The sequence below is a fragment of the Mesorhizobium sp. B3-1-9 genome, from assembly GCF_006439595.1.
Lineage (GTDB): Bacteria > Pseudomonadota > Alphaproteobacteria > Rhizobiales > Rhizobiaceae > Mesorhizobium.
Genome location: NZ_VFTJ01000002.1, coordinates 91,623 through 110,510, shown reverse-complemented (window position 1 = coordinate 110,510; position 18,888 = coordinate 91,623). Strand labels below are relative to the sequence as shown.

Below are 18,888 nucleotides of genomic sequence, written 5' to 3'. Positions count from 1 at the left end.
CGGGACTACGCGGTTGCCCGCAGATCCTCGACGATGGCGCCGGCGGCGGCGACTTCGGCTTCGTGGTCGGGTTCGCGCCACGTCTCGACAAGTCCGGCCGCGTACCATTCGCGCATGGCCGGCAGGTCGAGCAGCCGCGACGGATAGGCGGCGGCTGCGCCTTCGAATGCCAGGCCATAGGACTGCGCCCTGAATGCGATGGGGGCGAAGAAGGCATCGACGGCACCAAAACGGTCGCCGGCCAGGAAAGGTCCGCCGAAACGCGCAAAGCCATCGTTCCACAAGTCTCCCATGCGGAAGATGTCGTGCTTCAGCGCGCCGGACATGGGCGAAAGCTTTACCCGCACGCCGCAGCTCATCGGGCAGTCTTTGCGCAGCGCGGTGAAGCTCGAATGCATCTCGGCGGCGGCCGAGCGCGCCCAGGCGCGCGCTTTGACGTCCCCCGGCCAGACGCCCGGGTGGCGTTCGGCAAGGTATTCGACGATCGAGAACGAATCCCAGACGGCCCAGCCATCATCGACAAGACAGGGCACGCGTCCATTTGGCGAGAACTGCCGGTAGAGGCCGAAACTCGATCCGGTCGGGAACGGCGTCAGCCGCTCCTCGAAGGAAATACCGAGGACACGCATCAGCAGCCACGGGCGCAGCGACCAGGACGAATAGTTCTTGTTGCCGATATGCAGAACGTACATCGGGCGCCCTCTGCTTCTTGTTTACGCAATTCCAGACGGAGAACCGTCTCGCACTTTTGCTTATCTCGTCGCGGGAGCCGGCGGGCGGACCTCGCGCCCCCTGAACATCGACCAGCTATACATGGCCAGAGCCGCCCAGATCAGCGCAAAGGCGACAGCCTGGGTGCCGCCGAACGGCTCGTCGAAGATCAGCACGGCGATCAAGAATACCATGGTCGGCGCGATATATTGCATGATGCCGATGGTGGACAGGCGCAGCAGCCTGGCGCCGAAGGCAAAGAGCAGCAGCGGCACCGCGGTGACCGGGCCGCAGCCGATCAGCAATGCGGTGTCGGCGCCTGTGCCGGAAATCAGATGATCCTGGCCGGCGGCGATCAGGTAGACGATGTAGCAGAGCGCCGGCACGGACAGCAAAAGCACTTCGAGCAAGAACCCCTGGCTCGGGCCGATCGGCAGCGTCTTGCGGAAGAAGCCGTAGGCGGCGAAGGAGAAGGCGAGCGCCAGCGACACCCAGGGCAATTTGCCGGCCTCGATTGTGAGCACCATCACCGCGACCGCGGCCAGCGCCACCGCGGCGATCTGCAACCGGTCGAGCCGCTCGCCGAGCAGCACCGCACCGACAACGACGACCACCAGCGGGTTGATGTAATAGCCGAGCGCGGTCTCGACGGTGCGGTCGACCGCGATCGCCCATACATAGATGCCCCAGTTGATCGAGATCAGCACCGCCGTCAGCGCCGCCATGGCAAGGCTCTTCGGCGAGCGGATCGCCGCCTTGAAGTCGGCGGTGCGGCCAGCCCAGATGAGCACCGCCGCCGCGATCGGCACCGACCAGACGACGCGGTTGGCGATCACCTCGGCAAGCGGCAGATGCGCCACCGCCTTCATGTAGAAGGGCAGCAGTCCCCAGAGGAAATAGGCGCCGAGCGCCAGGAGGAAACCGCGGCGGGCCTTGGCATCCTGATCGAGATCGGCTGTAGCGGTGACCATGGCCTGACGCTATGGCCCAGCGGATCGCCCAAGACCATCACAAAATTATGATGGATCAACGGACTTTTCGTGATGGTTCAAACAGTTGACTACGCTCCAAGACGCCTAAACAGCGAAGGCTGCTCATTGCTGGGCGGGTTTTTCGACAAGCTCGAAGAAGGCCCTATCGGGTACTCCCTCATCATGCCTGAAGCCAGTCAACTCCGCCGCCAAATCGAGGGGAATGTCGAAGGCATAATCGACATCACTTTCGTTGTCCTGCTTTGAAAATGCCTGCTGCCTCAAGGATTCAAAGGAGGCTGGAAGATCGCCCGTGGTATGGAGATCCCTGACGTGTTTGTCGCCGCTATGCCAGACCCTCCAGATATTCTTTCCGGCGCTCCATAGCTCGGCGCGAGCAAACATCGTGTGTTCTTCTATGTGCACGATGACCATTTCCCTGCCTTGCGAAAACGCAGACAAGTAACTGTCGGGAGGATTGGGATAGCTGCAGTAGCCGAGGATGACGATCGCCCAGTTCTTCTCGCTGCGATAAGCATTCACCGGCGCATCGAAATCCTCCGATGTGTCGCCGACTTCCCTGCCAAACAAGGCAGCGGCTTCCTTGATCCCGTAACCCCGAAGGCCAAACCAGCTTATCGAAAAGCCCACGCGTCTACTCCGCCGCCACCAGCCCCGCCATGTCGCGGTTCTTCATCAGCTTGTAGACGATCGAATCCATCAACGCCTGGAAGGAGGCGTCGATGATGTTTTCCGACACGCCGACGGTCCACCAGCGGGCACCGGTGGAATCGTGCGATTCGATCAGAACGCGGGTGATCGCCTCGGTGCCGCCGTTGAGGATACGCACCTTGAAGTCCGCGAGCTCGAGATCGGCGATCTCGCTCTGATATTTGCCGAGGTCCTTGCGCAGCGCGATGTCGAGCGCGTTGACCGGGCCGTGGCCTTCGGCGACCGACATCTTCTCCTCGCCGTCGACCTCGACCTTCACGATCGCCTCGGAGACGGTCTTCAGATTGCCGTTGGCGTCGAAGCGGCGCTCGACCATGCAGCGGAACGAGGTGACGTTGAAGAACTCCGGCAGGCCGTGCAGCATCTTGCGGGCCAACAATTCGAACGAGGCGTCGGCGCCTTCATAGGCATAGCCTTCGGCCTCGCGCTCCTTGACCACGGCGATCAGCGCGTCGAGCCGGTGATCGTCCTTCGGCACGTCGATGCCGCGCCGCTTCAGCTCGGCGAGGAAATTGGCCTTGCCGCCCTGGTCGGAGACCATGACGCGGCGGCGGTTGCCCACGGCTTCCGGCGGGACATGCTCATAGGTCGCCGGCTCCTTGGCCAAAGCCGAGGCATGGATGCCGGCCTTGGTGGCAAATGCCGATGAGCCGACATAGGGCGCCTGCGCTTCCGGCGCGCGGTTGAGCAATTCATCGAACGCACGGGAAAGCCTCGATATTCCGGTCAGCGCCTCGGCCGAAATGCCGGTCTCAAAACGATCGGCGAAGGCGGGCTTCAGCGCCAGCGTCGGGATGATGGAGATGAGATTGGCGTTGCCGCAGCGCTCACCGATGCCGTTCAGCGTGCCCTGGATCTGGCGCACGCCGGCCTCGACCGCGGCAAGGGAATTCGCCACCGCCTGGCCGGTATCATCATGGGCATGGATGCCGAGATGATCGCCCGGGATGCCGTGCGCGATCACCTTGCCGACGATTTCGCGCACTTCCGAAGGCTGCGTGCCGCCATTGGTGTCGCACAGCACCACCCAGCGCGCGCCGGCTTCATAGGCCGTCCTGGCGCAGGCCAGCGCATAGTCCGGATTGGCCTTGAAGCCGTCGAAGAAATGCTCGCAGTCGACCATCGTCTCCTTGCCGGCCGCGACAGCGGTTTCCACCGAGGTCTTGGTCGACTCCAGGTTCTCCTCGTTGGTGCAGCCGAGCGCGACGCGCACGTGATAGTCCCAGCTCTTGGCGACGAAGCAGATGGCGTCGGACCTCGACTGCACCAGCGCCGCCAACCCCGGGTCGTTGGAAGCCGAGATCCCTGCCCGCTTGGTCATTCCGAAGGCGACGAATTTCGCGCGCTCAGTCCGCTTCTTCTGAAAGAAAGCTGTGTCGGTCGGATTGGCGCCCGGATAACCGCCCTCGACATAGTCGATGCCGAAGTCGTCCAGCATTTTGGCGATGGCGATCTTGTCCTCGACGGAAAAGTCGATGCCCGGCGTCTGCTGGCCATCGCGAAGCGTCGTGTCGAAGAGATAAAGGCGTTGCTTTGTCATGGCTGCGTGGGTGCTTCAGCACCCTCCTCTGGCCTTGCGGCCGGTAATATCATTTCTTGCCGGCGAACCCATCCGTCGCCCGGATCAGCCGATCCAGTATCCCCGGCTCCGAATAGGCATGGCCGGCGCCTTCGACCAGGTGGAAATCCGCCTTCGGCCAGGCCTTGTGCAGCGCCCATGCATATTTCGCCGGACACGGCATGTCGTAGCGGCCGTGGACGATGGTGCCGGGGATGTCCTTCAGCTTCCAGGCGTCGCGCAGCAACTGCCCTTCCCCCAGCCAGCCGGCATGGACGAAGTAATGGTTCTCGATGCGGGCGAAGGCTACCGCGTAGTCGTCCTGGCCGAACGGCGTGCTGGTTTCCGGCTCAGGAAGCAGCGTGATCGTCTCGCCTTCCCAGAGGCTCCAGGCAAGGGCTGCCTGAACTTGAGCCTTGCGGTCGGACCCGACCAGCCGCTTGCGATAGGCGGCCATCATGTCGCCGCGCTCGGCCTCGGGGATCGGCGCCAGAAAACGCTCCCATTTGTCGGGAAACATTTCCGAGACGCCGAACTGATAATACCATTCGAGTTCGGCGCGGGTCAGCGTATAGATGCCGCGCACGACCAATTCGCTGACGCGGTCCGGATGCGTCTCGGCGTAGGCGAGCGCCAGCGTCGAGCCCCAGGAGCCGCCGAAGACAAGCCATTTGTCGAAGCCCGCCATTTCGCGCAGGCGCTCGATATCGGCGACGAGATGCCAGGTGGTGTTGGCCTCGAGCGAAGCGTTGGGCGTCGACTTGCCGCAACCGCGCTGGTCGAACAGGATAACGTCGTAGAGCCTCGGGTCGAACAGACGCCGGTGTTTCGGCGAGATGGTGCCGCCGGGGCCGCCATGCAGGAACACGGCGGGCTTGGCGCCCTTGGTGCCGCAGCGCTCCCAATAGATGGTGTGGCCGTCGCCGACATCGAGCATACCTGACTCGAACGGCTCGATCTCCGGATAGAGCGTACGCAACGAACTGCCGTGGATCGTCATAGTTTCAAGCCCTGCTGCGGCCAGTTGGCCGTCTCGTGGTCGGGATGCTGGAAGGAGATGATCTGCTCCTGCCGCCGATAGAAGTCGGGATCGTCGAGGATCGGCGCCTCGAAGATCTTCTCCACCCAGGGCAGCCGAACCGCGTAGTTGACCTGGATCTGCGGCGCGAGGTCGGAGCGGTCGTCGAAGGCGCCGATCGCGATCTCCAGCGCGCCAGGCTGGCGATAGGTCAGCGGCGTGCCGCAGCGGGCGCAGAAACCGCGGTCGATGTTGACCGAGGACTGGAAATAGCTCGGCTCCTCATGGGTCCATTCGACGCCGTCCTTCGGCACCGTCACCAGCGCGCCGAAGAAATTGCCGAACTGTTTCTGGCACATGCGGCAATGGCAGATGGAGGGGCGCCCGAGCTTGCCCTTGATGCGGAAGCGCACGGCACCGCACTGGCAGCCACCGGTTCGAACGTTTTCTGTCATCATCTTTCCTCCGGTGGCCATTGGTCGGTGTCGTGATCGGGATGCTGGTAGGAGACGAGCTCGGCGAGGTAAGGCGCCGAGGCGATATCGGCCATCGTGTCCTCGGACGGCAGCTTGGGGATGCCGTCGACATAGGGAAGTTTTGCCTCCGTCCCCCACTGGATGGTGGGCGCGATGCCGGTCGGGTCATCGAAGGCGGCGATCGCAAGCGCCACGCCGTCGGGGGCCTCGAAGGTCAGCGGCGTGCCGCATTCGGCGCAGAAGCCGCGCCAGGCGGCATTGGACGAGCGGAAGCGTTTGGGCTCGCCGCGCGTCCAGTCGAGCGTGGCGCCGCGCACCGAGACCAGCGGCAGGTAGAAGTTCCCGCTCGCCTTCTGGCACATGCGGCAATGGCAGACAGAGGCTTCGCCCAGCGCCCCTTCGACGCGGAAACGCACGGCGCCGCACTGGCAGCCGCCGGTGTAGACAGGCCGGTTGTCAAGGCTCATGACACACTCCCGATCATGGGCTGCTTTTGGCGCTCACTCCGGATCATGGCAGACCGCCTCGACATTGTTGCCGTCGGGATCGAAGACGAAGGCGCCGTAATAGTTGGGGTGGTAATGCGGGCGCAGACCCGGTCCGCCATTGTCCTTGCCGCCGGCGGCAAGTGCCGCCGCGTGGAAAGCGTCGACCTCGGCGCGGCTGCGCGCGGTGAAGGCGACATGCTGGGCGGATTTCGGCTTGTCCGTGCTGTCGCTCAGCCAGAACACCGGCCGGTCGCGGCCATAGCCGCCTACCTTGGCGCCGCCGGTATATTCCTGAGGCACCATGTAGAGCAGCGATGCCCCCAGCGGCGCCATCGCCTTGTCGTAGAAGGTCTTGGATGCGTCGAAATCGGATACGTTGATGCCGAGATGGTCGATCACGAGACGAGCTCCTCCGTTGGTGGCGCGGGCGCGACGGCCAGGCCGGCCACGATGACGATGTGCTGGCAGACGTTGTCGATATCGCGGATCACGTCGTCGTTCCAGAAGCGCAGGATGGTCCAGCCCAGGGCTTCAAGATTCGCGGTTCGCGCGGCGTCGGAAGCAGATATCTCCGGCGAAGCATGTTGCGATCCGTCCAGCTCGACGATCAGCTTCTTGTTGGGGCAGGCAAAATCAACGATGTAGCCAGCTATCGGCATCTGACGCCTGAACACCATTCCCATCAGCCTATCAGCACGCACCTCATTCCAAAGCTTCAGCTCGGCATCGGTCATCGCCTTGCGCATCTTGCGCGCATTGCCGCGATTGGCGGGAGATACCCGATGATGGGTCATCGCGAGGCCCCCCTCTCTGTCCTGCCGGACATCTCCCCCTCGAGGGGGGAGATCAGCAGCTTCGCCGACGGCGCCCCGTCTTCAACGTCGGCGATTGGGGAAAGCCCGCGTGACATCCAATCCCCCCCCTCGAGGGGGAGATGTCCGGCAGGACAGAGAGGGGGGCCTCGCTCAAACCTCTCCACTATGAGAGCATCCACCCTCACCGCTTGATCTCCCACGTCGTCACGCGCTCGCCGGTGGCGGGGTCCTTGCCGTCCTTCAACTGCACGCCTTGCGCCAGCAACTCATCACGCAGGCGGTCGGCTTCGGCCCAGTTCTTGGCGGCGATCAGCGCGAGCCGATCGGCTATCGCCTTGGCGATCGCTTCCTCGTCCACCTTGGCCGTGCCGACGTCGAAGCCCAGGAAAGCCAGCGCCGCCTTCAAGGACCCGGCGGCTTTCTCGCCTCCGGCATCGCCCGCCTCGCCGGCAAGCTGCGTCAGCCGCTGGAAGGCCGTATAGGTGGCGAGGTCGTCGCACAGCGCTTCCACCACCTCGGCGGGAAGCTCCTTTGCCGCCGCCGGCGCAAGGTCCGCCGCGCGCTTCCATTTGCGCAATGTGTTTTCCGCCTCCTCCAGCTTGCGCACGGAAAAGTCGATCGGTTCGCGATAGTGCGTCATCAGCATCGCCAGCCTGAGCACCTCGCCAGGCCAGGTGCGGCCGCCGAAAGTGTCCGTCTCCAGGAGCTCGTGGATCGAATAGAAGTTGCCGAGGCTCTTCGACATCTTCTGGCCTTCGACCTGCAGGAAGCCGTTATGCATCCAGACATTGGCCATGACCTTGGTTCCGTGGGCGCAGCGCGACTGGGCGATCTCGTTCTCGTGGTGCGGGAAGATCAGGTCCAGCCCGCCGCCATGGATGTCGAAGACCTCGCCGAGATAGGCGGCGGACATCGCCGAGCATTCGATGTGCCAGCCGGGCCGGCCCCTGCCCCATGGGCTCTCCCAGCCGGGTTCCTCGGGCGAAGACAGCTTCCACAGCACGAAATCGCCGGGGTTCTTCTTGTGCGCGTCGACGGCGATGCGCGCGCCCGCCTGCTGCTCGTCGAGATTGCGCTTCGACAACTCGCCATAGTCGGGCATCGAAGCGGTGTCGAACAGCACCTCGCCGCCGGCGACATAGGCGTGGCCGCGCTCGATCAGCTGCGAAATCAGCGACAGCATGTCGGCCTTGCCGTCGGCCCGGGGCGCGACGAATTCGGTCGCTCGCGGCTCGTAGGTCGGCTGCAGGCAGCCAAGTGCGGCGACATCCTTGTGATACTGGTCGGCGGTCTTTTCGGTGACCTTGCGGATCGCATCGTTGAGCGAGAGCCTGCCGGCCGCGATCGCCTCGCCGAAGTCGCGCAGCGCGCGAGCGTTTATCTTGTCGTCGACATCCGTGATGTTGCGCACATACGTGACATGCGTTTGGCCATAGACTTGGCGCAACAGACGGAAAAGCACGTCGAAGACGATCGCCGGACGTGCATTGCCGATATGGGCAAAGTCGTAGACGGTCGGGCCGCAGACATACATGCGCACGTTCAACGGATCGATCGGGATGAACCGCTCCTTCGTCCGCGTTAGCGTGTTGTAGAGGTTGAGGCCCTTCGATGCGTCAGACATGCGGTCCCGGTCCTTAGTTTGTGTTTGCCGGAACCAACTTCGCGCCGAAGGCACAAATCAGGCTCCAGCCTGCTGGCCGGGGCGTTTTTCCGATCTGGGGAAAGATGAGGCGAAAACGTCCGGACCAGCGCGAGGCTAGCCAATAATGCAAATGCCACAAATGGCGAAAGACGTTTTCATGGGCGGCTTTATCGCGCTGGCAGGTGTTGCCGTCAAGTCGCTCCGCTCAGGAAAGATGTGGCTGAATCACAGGTAAAGACAGGACGAAACATTTTATTAAACATGTCGGCACAGTGATGAAACATTCGCCGGCTAGACCGTCAGATGTCACGATTTGGTCGGAATCGGCCGCCAAACGCTGGACACGAAACCGTTACCAGGGAAGAGAATCATGGCTCGCACCAAGCAGGAACAGAACCGACAAACGCAGCCCGCACTGGCCAGCCACTACCGCGCGATCGGCCCGGCAGCAATCGTCGCAGCCCTCCTCCACACCGCAAAGAAGAAGAAGCCCGCGCAGAAGATCGTTTCGCCGCGCGTTGCCTGAAAGGGCACGACCGGCACGGTCCCCGACAATGGGGACGCCGGCGATGAGGGCGCCAGAGAGCGCCCTGGAGATGAAGGCCTCCGGAAGCAGCCTCGCAAGGCTGATAACCTTCGCTAGAACAAGCTCATCTGGTTTTCGTCCGGGCCAGGCTTCTGGCGCCCGGGTTTTTCGGCCTGCGGCGAAACGATGCCGCGCTCCTGAATCTCTGGCCCGGTGTTGGCGACCTTGTTGACCAGGTCGGAAACCGGAATCGCCTCGAAGAAATCGGGTTCGGCGGGCTTCAGCAGATCAAGCACGTCGCGCGGCTCCTGCGTGCGGCAATCCAGCCAGCGGGCGAAGTCGCGTTCCTCGATCACCACCGGCATGCGGTCGTGGATATGGGCGATGCCGGCATTGGCCTCGATCGTGACGATCGCTCCGGTATCCATCTCCGAGCCGCCGGGCTCGGAAAAAGTTTCGATCAGGCCGGCGAAGGCGACCACGCCGCCGCGTCGCGGGCGGATCCAGTAAGGTTGGCCCTTGCCGCTGCCCGACTGCTGCCACTCGTAGAAACCCGATGCCGGCACAAGAGCGCGGCGGTGACGCATCGCGGTCTTGAAAGAAGCCTTTTGCAGCACACCCTCGGAGCGGGCGTTGATGAGCAGCGGAAACGTCTTGGTGTCCTCGACCCAGGCCGGAATCAGGCCCCAGCGCACCAGCATCGCCTGGCGGTCCGGCAGGTTGGAGCCAGGTTCCCGTTGCGGGCCGGCAAGCGCCATCAGCACCGGCTGCGTCGGCGCGATGTTGTAGCGCGCCGGAAATTCCTCCAGCTCGGCCAGGCCGAGGAAGGCGGCGGTCTGGTCCGGCGTGGCGGTCAGGGCAAAGCGTCCGCACATGGATCTGGCTCTTCGATTGACGTGCAATGAAAGTGGCGATGGAACCGCCACGCCGCAACGGCTAAAGCTTGTTTCGCCCAATCGGTCCACAAAAGGCTGCGGAAAGATCGACACGCATGGAACAGCGCAAGCTCATACCGGCCGTTTCCGTCGCCGTCGTGCGCGGCGAGACGGTGCTTCTGGTCAAGCGCGCGCGGGCGCCATCGCAGGGGCTCTACGCCTATCCCGGCGGCAAGGTCGAGGCGGGCGAGACGCTGGCCCAAGCCGCGGCGCGCGAGTTGCAGGAAGAGACCGGGCTCGAAGCGACAGGTTACCGGCCGCTGCGCGACATCCATATAGACGGCAGCAGTGAAAACCACGCGGTCGACTATCTGCTGACGGTGTTCGGCGCGGCCTATGCCGGCGGCGAGCCCGTGGCCAGCGACGATGCCGAGACGGCGGCGTTTTACACGCTGGCGCAAATGACGCAGATGCCGCTGGCGGGCGACGTGTTCTCGGTCGCCGAGGAATTGCTAGGGGCCGCTGCGGGCGATTAGACACCCATAAAAATCGCCTTGCGGGCGACAAAATGTTTCGCCACAAAGCTCTAGCTCCCTCACGCCAAGGCTTTGATGACCCGCGCTTCTGCTCTTCTCGCCGCGTGCCTCGCTGTCAACATGGCCGTTGCCGCGCGGCCGGCGATTGCCGCCGAGGCGCCGTTCGAGCCCGGCCTGATGCGGCTGGCGGAAGTGCTCGGATCGCTGCATTTCCTGCGCAACCTGTGCGGCGAGAAAGGCGACCAGTGGCGGGCCGAGATGGAAAAGCTGCTCGAATCGGAAAATCCCGATCCCGACCGGCGCGCCCGCTTCATCGCATCGTTTAACCGCGGCTACCGCTCCTTCAGCGGCACCTACACCCAATGCACGCCGTCGGCGACCGAGGCCATCGCCCGATACATGAAGGAAGGCGAGACGTTGTCGCGCGACATCGCTTCCCGCTACGGGAATTGAGGCCGGCTCGGCCGCTGCGCTTTTTGCGCAGATTTTTTACGGGGCTATCGGCGCCAATGTGACGTGCCTTATTGTGTCCTGTCCCGCTCTGGTGCAATCATGTGTTGCACTTGCGCAACAGCGTTAATGAAACGTTAGCGCGCGATCGTGGAATTAACTCAAACTGAAGGTTTTGATGCCCCAAGCCGGTCTAATCGGCTAAGCTCGGCATCGATTGAGCGCAGTCCCGATCGGAATGTAGATTGCGACCGTAAAAATGTCGTATTTACAAAGACTTAAATGAGGCTGCGGACGAACTGACAGACCAAGCCTGATCCCTCGTCGGATCGATGCTTGCAGAAGTGGACATCGCAATGGAACATGGCGTCAGCGACATCGACGCGTTGGTCAGGGAAGAAAAGCGGCTGACCGCCGTGGAGAGTCACAGTGAAGCGTGGGCCGAAGGCCTGTCGGCCGGCATCGAGCCGGAAATCATCGCCGAGGCAGCGCTGGAGACCGCTTTCGGCGAGATGTTGCGCGCCAATGGCGAGACCTCTGCGCTCGCGCTCCTCGACCGCATGCGGGAAAAGGTGATCGCCGGCGCCTTCGAGCCGGAACGGCTGAAGCACTAGCCACCTGTTTTGACAGCGACTTTTTGACCACGAGTTTTTGACGGCGACACGCCATTTGGGCATCATGCCATGCGCCTGGACGCTCGGAGCGCCGGCCGGGGCCGAACCCGGGAACCATGGAGAGGCAAGCGGTGAGATTTTCGATGTCAGGCCGGCCGCGCGGGCTGGCCCTCAGCATCCTGATCGCCGCTTCCTGCCTGACGCTGCCCCTGTGCCTCACGAGTACGCCTTCCTACGCGCTGAGCGAAATCCAGCGCGAGGACCTGCCTTCGCCGGGCACCCCGCCCGCAACTGGCGACAGCGCCGCGCCCGGCGCCACCGTGCCGATGCCGGAGGCGCCCGCTACCAAGCCCTCGGACCAACCTGCCGACGATACGGACAAGTCGGAGCCGGAGACGCCGCCCGCCAATGGCGGCATCACCAGCCCGCGCACCGATCCGGACGCTCCGCCGCCTGCGGTCGTCTACGACCTCAACACGCTACCCGAACCGGTCAAGCGCATGCATGGGCTGATCATCGAAGCCTGCCGGACCGGTGACATCGAGAAGCTGAGATCGCTGATCGGCAAGGGCGATTCCATGACGCAATTGTCGCTTGGCGACATCGACGGCGACCCGATCACCTTCCTTAAGAGCCTCTCGGGCGACGGCGACGGCCAGGAAATCCTCGCCATCCTGGAAGAGGTGCTTTCGGCCGGCTATGTCCATGTCGACACCGGCACGCCGCAGGAACTCTATGTCTGGCCGTATTTCTTCGCGCTGCCGCTCGACAAGCTCGATCCCAGGCAGCGTGTCGAGTTGTTCAAGCTGGTCACGGCCAGCGATTATGACGACATGAAGCAGTTCGGCGCCTACATCTTCTACCGCGTCGGCATCACGCCGACCGGACAGTGGCTGTTCTTCGTCGCCGGGGATTGAGACGCAACAGGTACGGCAATGTTGGCGGGACAGCGCAACGACAGCGGCTGGGATTGTCGCTACGGCTCAGGCCGTGGTCAGAAGGATACCGTGGCCAAATTCGTCGGCCAATTTCATGATAAGCAGCTTCTCACGCGCCGTAAGGTGCTTTTGGTCGACAAAGCGCCAGTTGCGTTCGTAAAGCGCAAAGGCCTCTTTAGCGGGGATAGGACACGTGACATCGCGGTTCCAGGCGAGCGCCTGGAGTTCAGGAAACTCCGCAGGAATGATCGGCGCAATATTCGCGGTCATGGTGCATCCAAGATAATGCAGAGCGCTTAACAAATCCAATTCTTGGCAAGGGCTTAGGCCGGCAGCGCCTCGGAAAACTCCACCGCCCTGCCCTGGCCGGGCGTGACGATCTCGCCTTCCCACATGACGCGCCTGCCGCGCACGACCGTGCCGACCGGCCAGCCGGTGACCTCCCTGCCGTCATAGGGCGTCCAGCCGGCCTTGGAGCCGGCCTGGGCGTTGGTGATGGTCTCGCGGCGCTTCAGGTCGACGACCGTAAAATCGGCATCGTAGCCGGCGGCGATGCGGCCTTTCCTGGCCATGCCGAATATGCGCTGCGGACCATGGCTGGAAAGGTCGACGAAGCGCTGCAAAGTGAGCCGGCCTGCGTTCACATGATCGAGCATGATCGGCACCAGGGTCTGCACGCCGGTCATGCCCGACGGCGAGGCCGGATAGGGCTTTGCCTTTTCTGCCAGCGTGTGCGGCGCGTGGTCGGAGCCCAGCACATCGACGATGCCTTGCGAAATGCCATGCCAGACACCGTCGCGGTGGCGAGCGGCGCGCACCGGCGGGTTCATCTGGATCAGCGTACCCAGCCGCGCATAGTCGTCGGCGCTCAGCGTCAGATGGTGGGGCGTCGCCTCGCAGCTCGCGACATCCTTGTGCTGTTCGAGGAAGACGATCTCCTCGGCTGTCGAGATGTGCAGCACATGGATGCGCGCGCGCGTCTGCCTGGCGATGCGCACCAGCCGCTCGGTGCAGCGCAGCGCCGCGATCTCGTCGCGCCAGACGGGATGGGACGACGGATCGCCCTCGACGCGCTCGCCGAGCCGCTCGCGCAGGCGGAACTCGTCCTCGGAATGGAAGGCGGAGCGGCGGCGGGTGTTGCGCAGGATCGAGGCGACGCCTTCGTCGTCCTCGACCAGCAGGTCGCCGGTGGACGAACCCATGAACACTTTTATGCCGGCCGCTCCCGGCAGCCGTTCCAGTTCGCCGACATCGCCGGCATTGTCGCGCGTGCCGCCGACCCAGAAGGCGAAGTCGCAATGCATGCGCCCGGTGGCGCGGCGCACCTTGTCGGCAAGTGCTGCCTCGCTGGTGGTCAGCGGATTGGTGTTGGGCATTTCGAAGACGGCGGTGACGCCGCCCAGCACCGCGGCGCGGGAGCCGGTCTCCAGATCCTCCTTGTGCTCCAGCCCCGGTTCGCGGAAATGCACCTGGCTGTCGACGACGCCCGGCAGGATGTGCAGGCCCGTGCAGTCGATGGTTTCGCCGGCAGAAGCCTGGCCGAGATCGCCTATCCGCGCGATGCGTCCGGCCTTCACGCCGATGTCGCGCCGGCCCTCGCCGTCATGGTTGACCACGGTGCCGCCTGTCAGGATGAGGTCGAAGGTGGTTGCCATGGCAGGTCCAATCTCTTGCGGGGGGAGTGCGGCCGGCTTACGTAATGACCGGACGTTTTGCAAGATCAGGCCGATTTTACGCTCATGCCCTTTGCCCAGCTCAAAGACCGCGCGCTCATTTCCGTGTCAGGCCCCGATGCCGAGCATTTTTTGCAGAACATCCTCACCACCGACCTCGACGCGCTTCGGCCCGGTGAAGCCAAACCCGGCGCGTTGCTTTCGCCGCAGGGCAAGGTCCTGTTCGATTTTCTGATCTCGCGCGCCGGTGACAATGGTTTTCGCCTCGAATGCCGCACCGATATCGCCGACGATTTCGTGCGCCGGCTGATGCTTTACCGGCTAAGGGCGAAGGCCGATATTGCCAAACAGGATCAGGCGCTTGTCACGGTCGCGTGGGGCGATGATTCAACCGCCTCACCTTCCGATTCAACGGCGCTTGCCGACACGCGCTTCCGCGATGTGTCGGTGAGGCGCGCTTACGAAGGCGAGGCAAAGGACGGCGGCGACTCAAATGCCTGGCTGGTGCTGCGCATCGGCAACGGCATCACGGAGAGCGGTTCCGACTACCAGCTCGGCGATGCCTTTCCGCATGACGTGCTGCTCGACGAAACTGGCGGCGTCGGATTCAAGAAGGGCTGCTATATCGGCCAGGAAGTGGTCTCGCGCATGCAGCATCGCGGCACCGCGCGGCGCCGTGTGCTGATCGCGTCGGCCGATGGTCCCCTGCCCGCTGCCGGGACCGAACTCACGGTCGCCGGGCGGCCGGTGGGCACGCTCGGGTCTGTCGACGGCCGGACCGGTCTTGCCGTTGCCCGCATCGACCGTGTCAAGGCGGCGGTCGACGCCGGCGAGGCGATCATGGCGGATGAGGTTCCGGTAGCGCTCGCCATTCCCGCCTGGGCGAAGTTCACCTTCCCCGAAGGTGCGGTCAGCGCGGAGGAGGCCTGATGGCGGCCGACCGGGCCGGCGCGCCGCCGCGCGCCTGGCAACGCATGCTGTCCGGCCGGCGGCTCGATCTGCTCGATCCCTCGCCGCTCGACATCGAGATCGCCGATATCGCTCATGGACTCGCGCGTGTCGCGCGCTGGAACGGCCAGACCAGCGGCGACCATGCCTTCTCGGTGGCACAGCATTCGCTGCTGGTCGAAGCTCTCTACGGTGAACTGGTGCCTGCCGCTCCGGCCGAAGCACGGCTTGCGGCGCTGCTGCACGACGCGCCCGAATACGTCATCGGCGACATGATCTCACCGTTCAAATCGGTGATGGGCGGTTCCTACAAGGATTGCGAATTGCGCCTGCAGCGCGCCATCCATCTGCGTTTCTCGCTGCCGGCGGAGCTCGCCGCCTCCTTGCGCAACGACATCAAACGCGCCGACCAGATCGCCGCCTATTACGAAGCGACGCTGCTGGCCGGCTTTTCGACCGCTGAGGCGACCGAGTATTTCGGGCGGCCGCGCGGCTTCTCCGCCGACCGCTTCGACTTCACGCCAAAATCCGTGACCTGGGCGCAAACGGCTTTTCTCAAGCGTTTCAAGACGCTGGAAGCCAAGCGCCAGTCTTCGCTTGCCGTGAATACAACCCCATAAAAGAACGCTAAATTAACCCGCGACCGCGACAGTATTGCGTTCGGTCACGGTCCGAAGGCGTGCTCATGCCCGGCGCACATGTCAAGACTGCTTCCACCGCCGGCAAGCGAAGAACGGCCGCCATTGGTCCGGCGCGGCGGATCGCGGAAGAATTGCGGGCCCAGAACGAGCGCTTCGCGGCGGCTGTCGAGAACATGTCGCATGGCCTGTGCATGTTCGACGCCGATGAGCGGATGATCATCTGCAACCACAACTACCTTGACATCTTCAGCCTGGACGCCAAGGTGGTGAAGCCCGGCATTCCTTTCTTCGACATCCTGCAGCACAGCGTCGACATCGGCATCGCCTCGCAGAGCGCGAGCGAGCTTTATGCCATACGCAAGCCTTACATCGACGGAGCCAAGGCCTCGACCTATGAGGAAGTCTTGTCGGACGGGCGCATCGTCGTCATTTCGCACCGGCCGATCGCCGTCGGCGGCTGGGTGTCGATCTACGAGGATGTGACCGAGGAGCGGCGCGCCGAGGCGGAGCTGAAGGAGCAGCACCGCCGCTTCGACGCCGCGTTGGCCAACATGTCGCAAGGCCTGCTGATGTACAGCGCCAAGGGCCGGCTCATCGTGCGCAACCAGCGCTTTCTGGACCTGTGCCACGCCAAGGCGTCGGATTTCGCGCTGGGCATGACGCATCGCCAGATGCTGGACAAACTCATTCGCCTCGGCATCTTCGCGCCGCTGGAAATCGACGTCGAGGTCGGGAAGACGAGGGCCAGCCTGGATGCCGGCCAGTCGCGCTCCAGCTATCGCGAACTGGTCGACGGCCGAACGCTCTTCGTCTTGCGGCGGCCGCTGGCCGGCGGCGGCTGGGTGGCGACTTTCGAGGACGTCACCGAGCGCCGACGCACCGAAGAGCGCATGACGCATCTTGCGCATCACGACACGCTGACCAACCTGCCCAACCGCTCGATGTTTCGCGATCGCCTGGACCAGGCGCTTGGCGAGGCCAAGCCGCTGGCGATCCTCTCGCTCGACCTCGACCGCTTCAAGGCCGTCAACGACACGTTCGGCCACCCGGCCGGAGACTGGCTGCTGCAATGCGTCGCCAAGCGGCTGCAGCATTCGGTGCGCAGCAGCAAGGACGTGGTGGCGCGGTTCGGCGGCGACGAGTTCGCCATCATCCAGTTCGGCATCAGGAGCGTCGCCGACGCCGAAAAGCTCGCCAAGCGCATCGTCGAGATCGTCGGCAAGCCTTATCGCGACAAGGGGCGCGAAATGCATGTGGGCGTGAGCCTCGGCATCGCGCTCTATCCCGGCGACGGGCACGACGCCGACACACTGCTCACCAACGCCGACATGGCGCTCTACCGGGGCAAGAGCGAAGGACGCAATGTCTATCGCTTCTTCGAGCCGGGCATGGATGCGCTTATGCGCGAGCGCCGGGCGCTCGAGGCCGATCTCGAGGCGGCGCTCTCCAGGCGCGAATTCGAACTCGATTTCCAGCCGATCCTCGACATCGGCTCCGGCAGGATTGTCGGCGCGGAAGCCCTGATGCGCTGGCGCTCGCCGTCGCGCGGCCTGGTGTCGCCGGAGAACTTCATCCCCGTCGCCGAGGAAACCGGATTGATCGTGCAACTCGGCGACTGGGCGCTGCGCAAGGCCTGCAACGTGGCGGCGAACTGGCCGCCGGACATGCGCATGGCCGTCAACGTCTCGGCCGCGCAGATCAAGAGCGGCGGCTTCGCCCGCAGCGTGATCGCGGCGCTTGCCTTCTCCGGCCTGCCGGCCAACCGACTGGAGCTCGAAATCACCGAAACGGTGATGATGGACGAGAGCGACGCCGTGCTGAAGACGCTAAGCCAGTTGCGCGGTCTCGGCGTGCGCATCGCGCTCGACGATTTCGGCACCGGCTATTCCTCGCTCGGCTACCTCCGGCGTTTCCCCGTCGACAAGATCAAGATCGACCGCTCCTTCACCAGCGATCTCGACAAGCGCGACACGGCGGCTATCGTGCGCACGGTGATCGGGCTCGGCGCCGAGCTCGGCATCACCGTCACCGCCGAAGGTGTGGAGACCGAGGCGCAGCTGGACATGCTTCGCAAGGCCGGCTGCGGCGAGGCGCAAGGCTATCTGATCGGCGTGCCGGCCAAGGCCGCCGAGGTGAACCGGCTGCTGCGTGCGCAGGCGCTGCTGCGCCAATCGGGCTGATTTCCCGAGCACGTGTTGAGATTCGGGTTAGGCCGCGCCGAAAATGGCGGATTCCGAGAACCGGAGCGGAGCGTACTTGAAGTACGTGAGCACCGGAAGCGCAGGAAGCCGGCATTTGCAGGCCGGCATCACCTGAATATCAATACGCGCTAGCGCAGCGTCTCGATGTACTTCTCATGGAAGCTGACATAGCCGGGCTCGACCACCTTGAGGTGCCGCTCGATCAGCCGGTGGAATTGCGGCAACTGGTGGAACGGCACGCCGGGATAGGCGTGGTGCTCGGCATGGTAAGGCATGTTCCAGGCGAGCTTGCGCACGAACCAGTTGGTCAGCGTCGTACGGGTGTTTTCCAGCATGTTGGCGACGAAGGGACAGCGGCCGTGCTCGGCCAGCAGATAGAGCCTGAGGAACGGCTGGCCGAGCAGCGCCGGCACGATCCAGACATAAAGCAGCACCGATGCCTTGAACCAGACCGCAAGCGCCAGCAGGACGACATAGAAGGCGATCATCGCCCGCGCCTCGGCCTTCACCTTCGGCAAGCCCTTTGGCGGCACGTAGCTGTCGCGGCAGCGCCCCATTGCATTGGTGTAGAGCGTCTTGAAATGGCCCCACCATACCGGAAGACCGGAGACGTGAACGATGTATTGCCGCATCGTCTCGGGCTTCGGAAAGGCCAGTTCCGGATCGTTCTCGGGGTCCTGGGTGAAGCGGTGATGGGCGAAGTGGAAATAGCGGAACCAGTCGGCCGGCAGCGCGATCGCCAGGCTGCAGAAGCGCGCGACCATATCATTCAGCCACTGTGTTTCGAACGCCGTCCTGTGGACCGTTTCATGCAGCAGCGTGAACAGGAACACGATCAGGACGCCCTGCGGCAGCATCAGGATCGGCCAGAACGGCACCTTGGCCGCGATCAGCGCGGCGAGGAGGATGATCGCGCCGAGATGGAGCGCGAACTGGGCAAGGCCCGGCCCATCCGATTTTGCGGTCAGCCGGCTGCGCTCCTCATTCGTCAGCGAGGCTATCACGGAGCGATGGTCGATGGCTGCGTCGTGGTCGATTGCGTTCATGAGGTTACGATACCCAGAAAGAAACC

22 protein-coding genes are annotated in these 18,888 nt (G+C 63.9%); 8 read left to right on the top strand and 14 right to left on the bottom strand.

Going from position 1 to position 18,888, the window contains the following annotated elements:
* Positions 1-5 precede the first annotated feature (5 nt).
* The 10 genes from FJW07_RS03860 to cysS all read right to left on the bottom strand — a co-directional run bounded on the left by FJW07_RS03860 (position 6) and on the right by cysS (position 8,393).
* Positions 6-692 carry a glutathione S-transferase gene (locus tag FJW07_RS03860; protein ID WP_140854590.1) on the bottom strand — a complete coding sequence of 229 codons (687 nt, stop codon included), beginning with the start codon at positions 690-692 and terminating at the stop codon, positions 6-8.
* A gap of 60 nt (positions 693-752) precedes the next feature.
* Positions 753-1,682 carry an EamA family transporter RarD gene (gene rarD / locus FJW07_RS03855; RefSeq protein WP_140854588.1) on the bottom strand — a complete coding sequence of 310 codons (930 nt, stop codon included), beginning with the start codon at positions 1,680-1,682 and terminating at the stop codon, positions 753-755.
* Between the two features lie 123 nt (positions 1,683-1,805).
* Positions 1,806-2,333, bottom strand: a complete 528-nt coding sequence (locus tag FJW07_RS03850) for a hypothetical protein (RefSeq protein WP_140854586.1) — start codon at positions 2,331-2,333, stop codon at positions 1,806-1,808.
* A gap of 4 nt (positions 2,334-2,337) precedes the next feature.
* Entirely contained in the window at positions 2,338-3,954 is a 1,617-nt protein-coding gene (gene cimA, locus FJW07_RS03845; protein WP_140854584.1) for a citramalate synthase, read from the bottom strand.
* Positions 3,955-4,003: 49 nt separating this feature from the next.
* Positions 4,004-4,972, bottom strand: a complete 969-nt coding sequence (gene pip, locus FJW07_RS03840) for a prolyl aminopeptidase (RefSeq protein ID WP_140854582.1) — start codon at positions 4,970-4,972, stop codon at positions 4,004-4,006.
* A complete protein-coding gene (locus FJW07_RS03835) occupies positions 4,969-5,445 on the bottom strand; it encodes a GFA family protein (RefSeq protein ID WP_140651939.1) in 477 nt (158 codons plus the stop codon). Before FJW07_RS03835 ends, pip begins: the two co-directional genes overlap by 4 nt.
* A complete protein-coding gene (locus tag FJW07_RS03830) occupies positions 5,445-5,933 on the bottom strand; it encodes a GFA family protein (protein WP_140644419.1) in 489 nt (162 codons plus the stop codon). Before FJW07_RS03830 ends, FJW07_RS03835 begins: the two co-directional genes overlap by 1 nt.
* Positions 5,934-5,966: 33 nt before the next feature.
* On the bottom strand, positions 5,967-6,353 hold the full coding sequence (locus FJW07_RS03825; RefSeq protein ID WP_140644418.1) for a VOC family protein: 387 nt from the start codon (positions 6,351-6,353) through the stop codon (positions 5,967-5,969).
* Positions 6,350-6,700: an endonuclease domain-containing protein gene (locus tag FJW07_RS03820; RefSeq protein ID WP_246680646.1), complete on the bottom strand. Its 351-nt coding sequence runs from the start codon at positions 6,698-6,700 to the stop codon at positions 6,350-6,352. The genes FJW07_RS03825 and FJW07_RS03820 overlap by 4 nt, the downstream gene beginning before the upstream one ends.
* A gap of 250 nt (positions 6,701-6,950) precedes the next feature.
* Entirely contained in the window at positions 6,951-8,393 is a 1,443-nt protein-coding gene (gene cysS / locus FJW07_RS03810; protein WP_140854578.1) for a cysteine--tRNA ligase, read from the bottom strand.
* Between the two features lie 391 nt (positions 8,394-8,784).
* Between cysS and FJW07_RS03805 the strand changes: the two genes are divergently transcribed.
* Entirely contained in the window at positions 8,785-8,940 is a 156-nt protein-coding gene (locus FJW07_RS03805; protein WP_140644414.1) for a hypothetical protein, read from the top strand.
* A 113-nt stretch (positions 8,941-9,053) separates the two neighbouring features.
* On the opposite strand, the gene FJW07_RS03800 is transcribed toward FJW07_RS03805, so the two are convergent.
* Entirely contained in the window at positions 9,054-9,815 is a 762-nt protein-coding gene (locus FJW07_RS03800; RefSeq protein ID WP_140854576.1) for an SOS response-associated peptidase, read from the bottom strand.
* Between the two features lie 116 nt (positions 9,816-9,931).
* Between FJW07_RS03800 and FJW07_RS03795 the strand changes: the two genes are divergently transcribed.
* The 4 genes from FJW07_RS03795 (at position 9,932) to FJW07_RS03780 (ending at position 12,332) form a co-directional block, all read left to right on the top strand.
* Complete coding sequence (locus tag FJW07_RS03795; protein WP_140854574.1) at positions 9,932-10,351, top strand: NUDIX domain-containing protein; 420 nt, start codon at positions 9,932-9,934, stop codon at positions 10,349-10,351.
* A gap of 75 nt (positions 10,352-10,426) precedes the next feature.
* Positions 10,427-10,804, top strand: coding sequence for a TIGR02301 family protein (locus tag FJW07_RS03790; RefSeq protein WP_140854572.1), 378 nt, complete (start codon positions 10,427-10,429; stop codon positions 10,802-10,804).
* Between the two features lie 353 nt (positions 10,805-11,157).
* On the top strand, positions 11,158-11,415 hold the full coding sequence (locus tag FJW07_RS03785; protein ID WP_040984202.1) for a hypothetical protein: 258 nt from the start codon (positions 11,158-11,160) through the stop codon (positions 11,413-11,415).
* 131 nt (positions 11,416-11,546) lie between these two features.
* Entirely contained in the window at positions 11,547-12,332 is a 786-nt protein-coding gene (locus tag FJW07_RS03780) for a hypothetical protein (RefSeq protein WP_140854570.1), read from the top strand.
* 66 nt (positions 12,333-12,398) lie between these two features.
* Here FJW07_RS03780 and FJW07_RS03775 read toward each other — a convergent pair whose 3' ends face one another.
* Together FJW07_RS03775 and FJW07_RS03770 are read right to left on the bottom strand one after the other, a co-directional pair.
* The gene (locus FJW07_RS03775; protein WP_140854568.1) at positions 12,399-12,623 is read right to left on the bottom strand and encodes a hypothetical protein; all 225 of its coding nucleotides are present in this window, start codon (positions 12,621-12,623) and stop codon (positions 12,399-12,401) included.
* A gap of 53 nt (positions 12,624-12,676) precedes the next feature.
* Complete coding sequence (locus tag FJW07_RS03770; protein ID WP_140854566.1) at positions 12,677-14,008, bottom strand: dihydroorotase; 1,332 nt, start codon at positions 14,006-14,008, stop codon at positions 12,677-12,679.
* An 84-nt stretch (positions 14,009-14,092) separates the two neighbouring features.
* Here FJW07_RS03770 and FJW07_RS03765 point away from each other — a divergent pair, with 84 nt between their 5' ends.
* The 3 genes from FJW07_RS03765 (at position 14,093) to FJW07_RS03755 (ending at position 17,795) form a co-directional block, all read left to right on the top strand.
* Complete coding sequence (locus FJW07_RS03765; protein ID WP_140854564.1) at positions 14,093-14,956, top strand: folate-binding protein YgfZ; 864 nt, start codon at positions 14,093-14,095, stop codon at positions 14,954-14,956.
* The gene (locus tag FJW07_RS03760; protein WP_140703018.1) at positions 14,956-15,594 is read left to right on the top strand and encodes an HD family hydrolase; all 639 of its coding nucleotides are present in this window, start codon (positions 14,956-14,958) and stop codon (positions 15,592-15,594) included. The genes FJW07_RS03765 and FJW07_RS03760 overlap by 1 nt, the downstream gene beginning before the upstream one ends.
* A 65-nt stretch (positions 15,595-15,659) precedes the next feature.
* Positions 15,660-17,795 (top strand): EAL domain-containing protein, encoded by a 2,136-nt coding sequence (locus FJW07_RS03755; protein WP_140854562.1) that lies wholly within the window; start codon positions 15,660-15,662, stop codon positions 17,793-17,795.
* A gap of 149 nt (positions 17,796-17,944) precedes the next feature.
* Here the strand turns inward: FJW07_RS03755 and FJW07_RS03750 are convergent, their stop codons facing one another.
* Complete coding sequence (locus tag FJW07_RS03750; protein ID WP_140855138.1) at positions 17,945-18,835, bottom strand: fatty acid desaturase family protein; 891 nt, start codon at positions 18,833-18,835, stop codon at positions 17,945-17,947.
* Between the last annotated feature and the right edge of the window lie 53 nt (positions 18,836-18,888).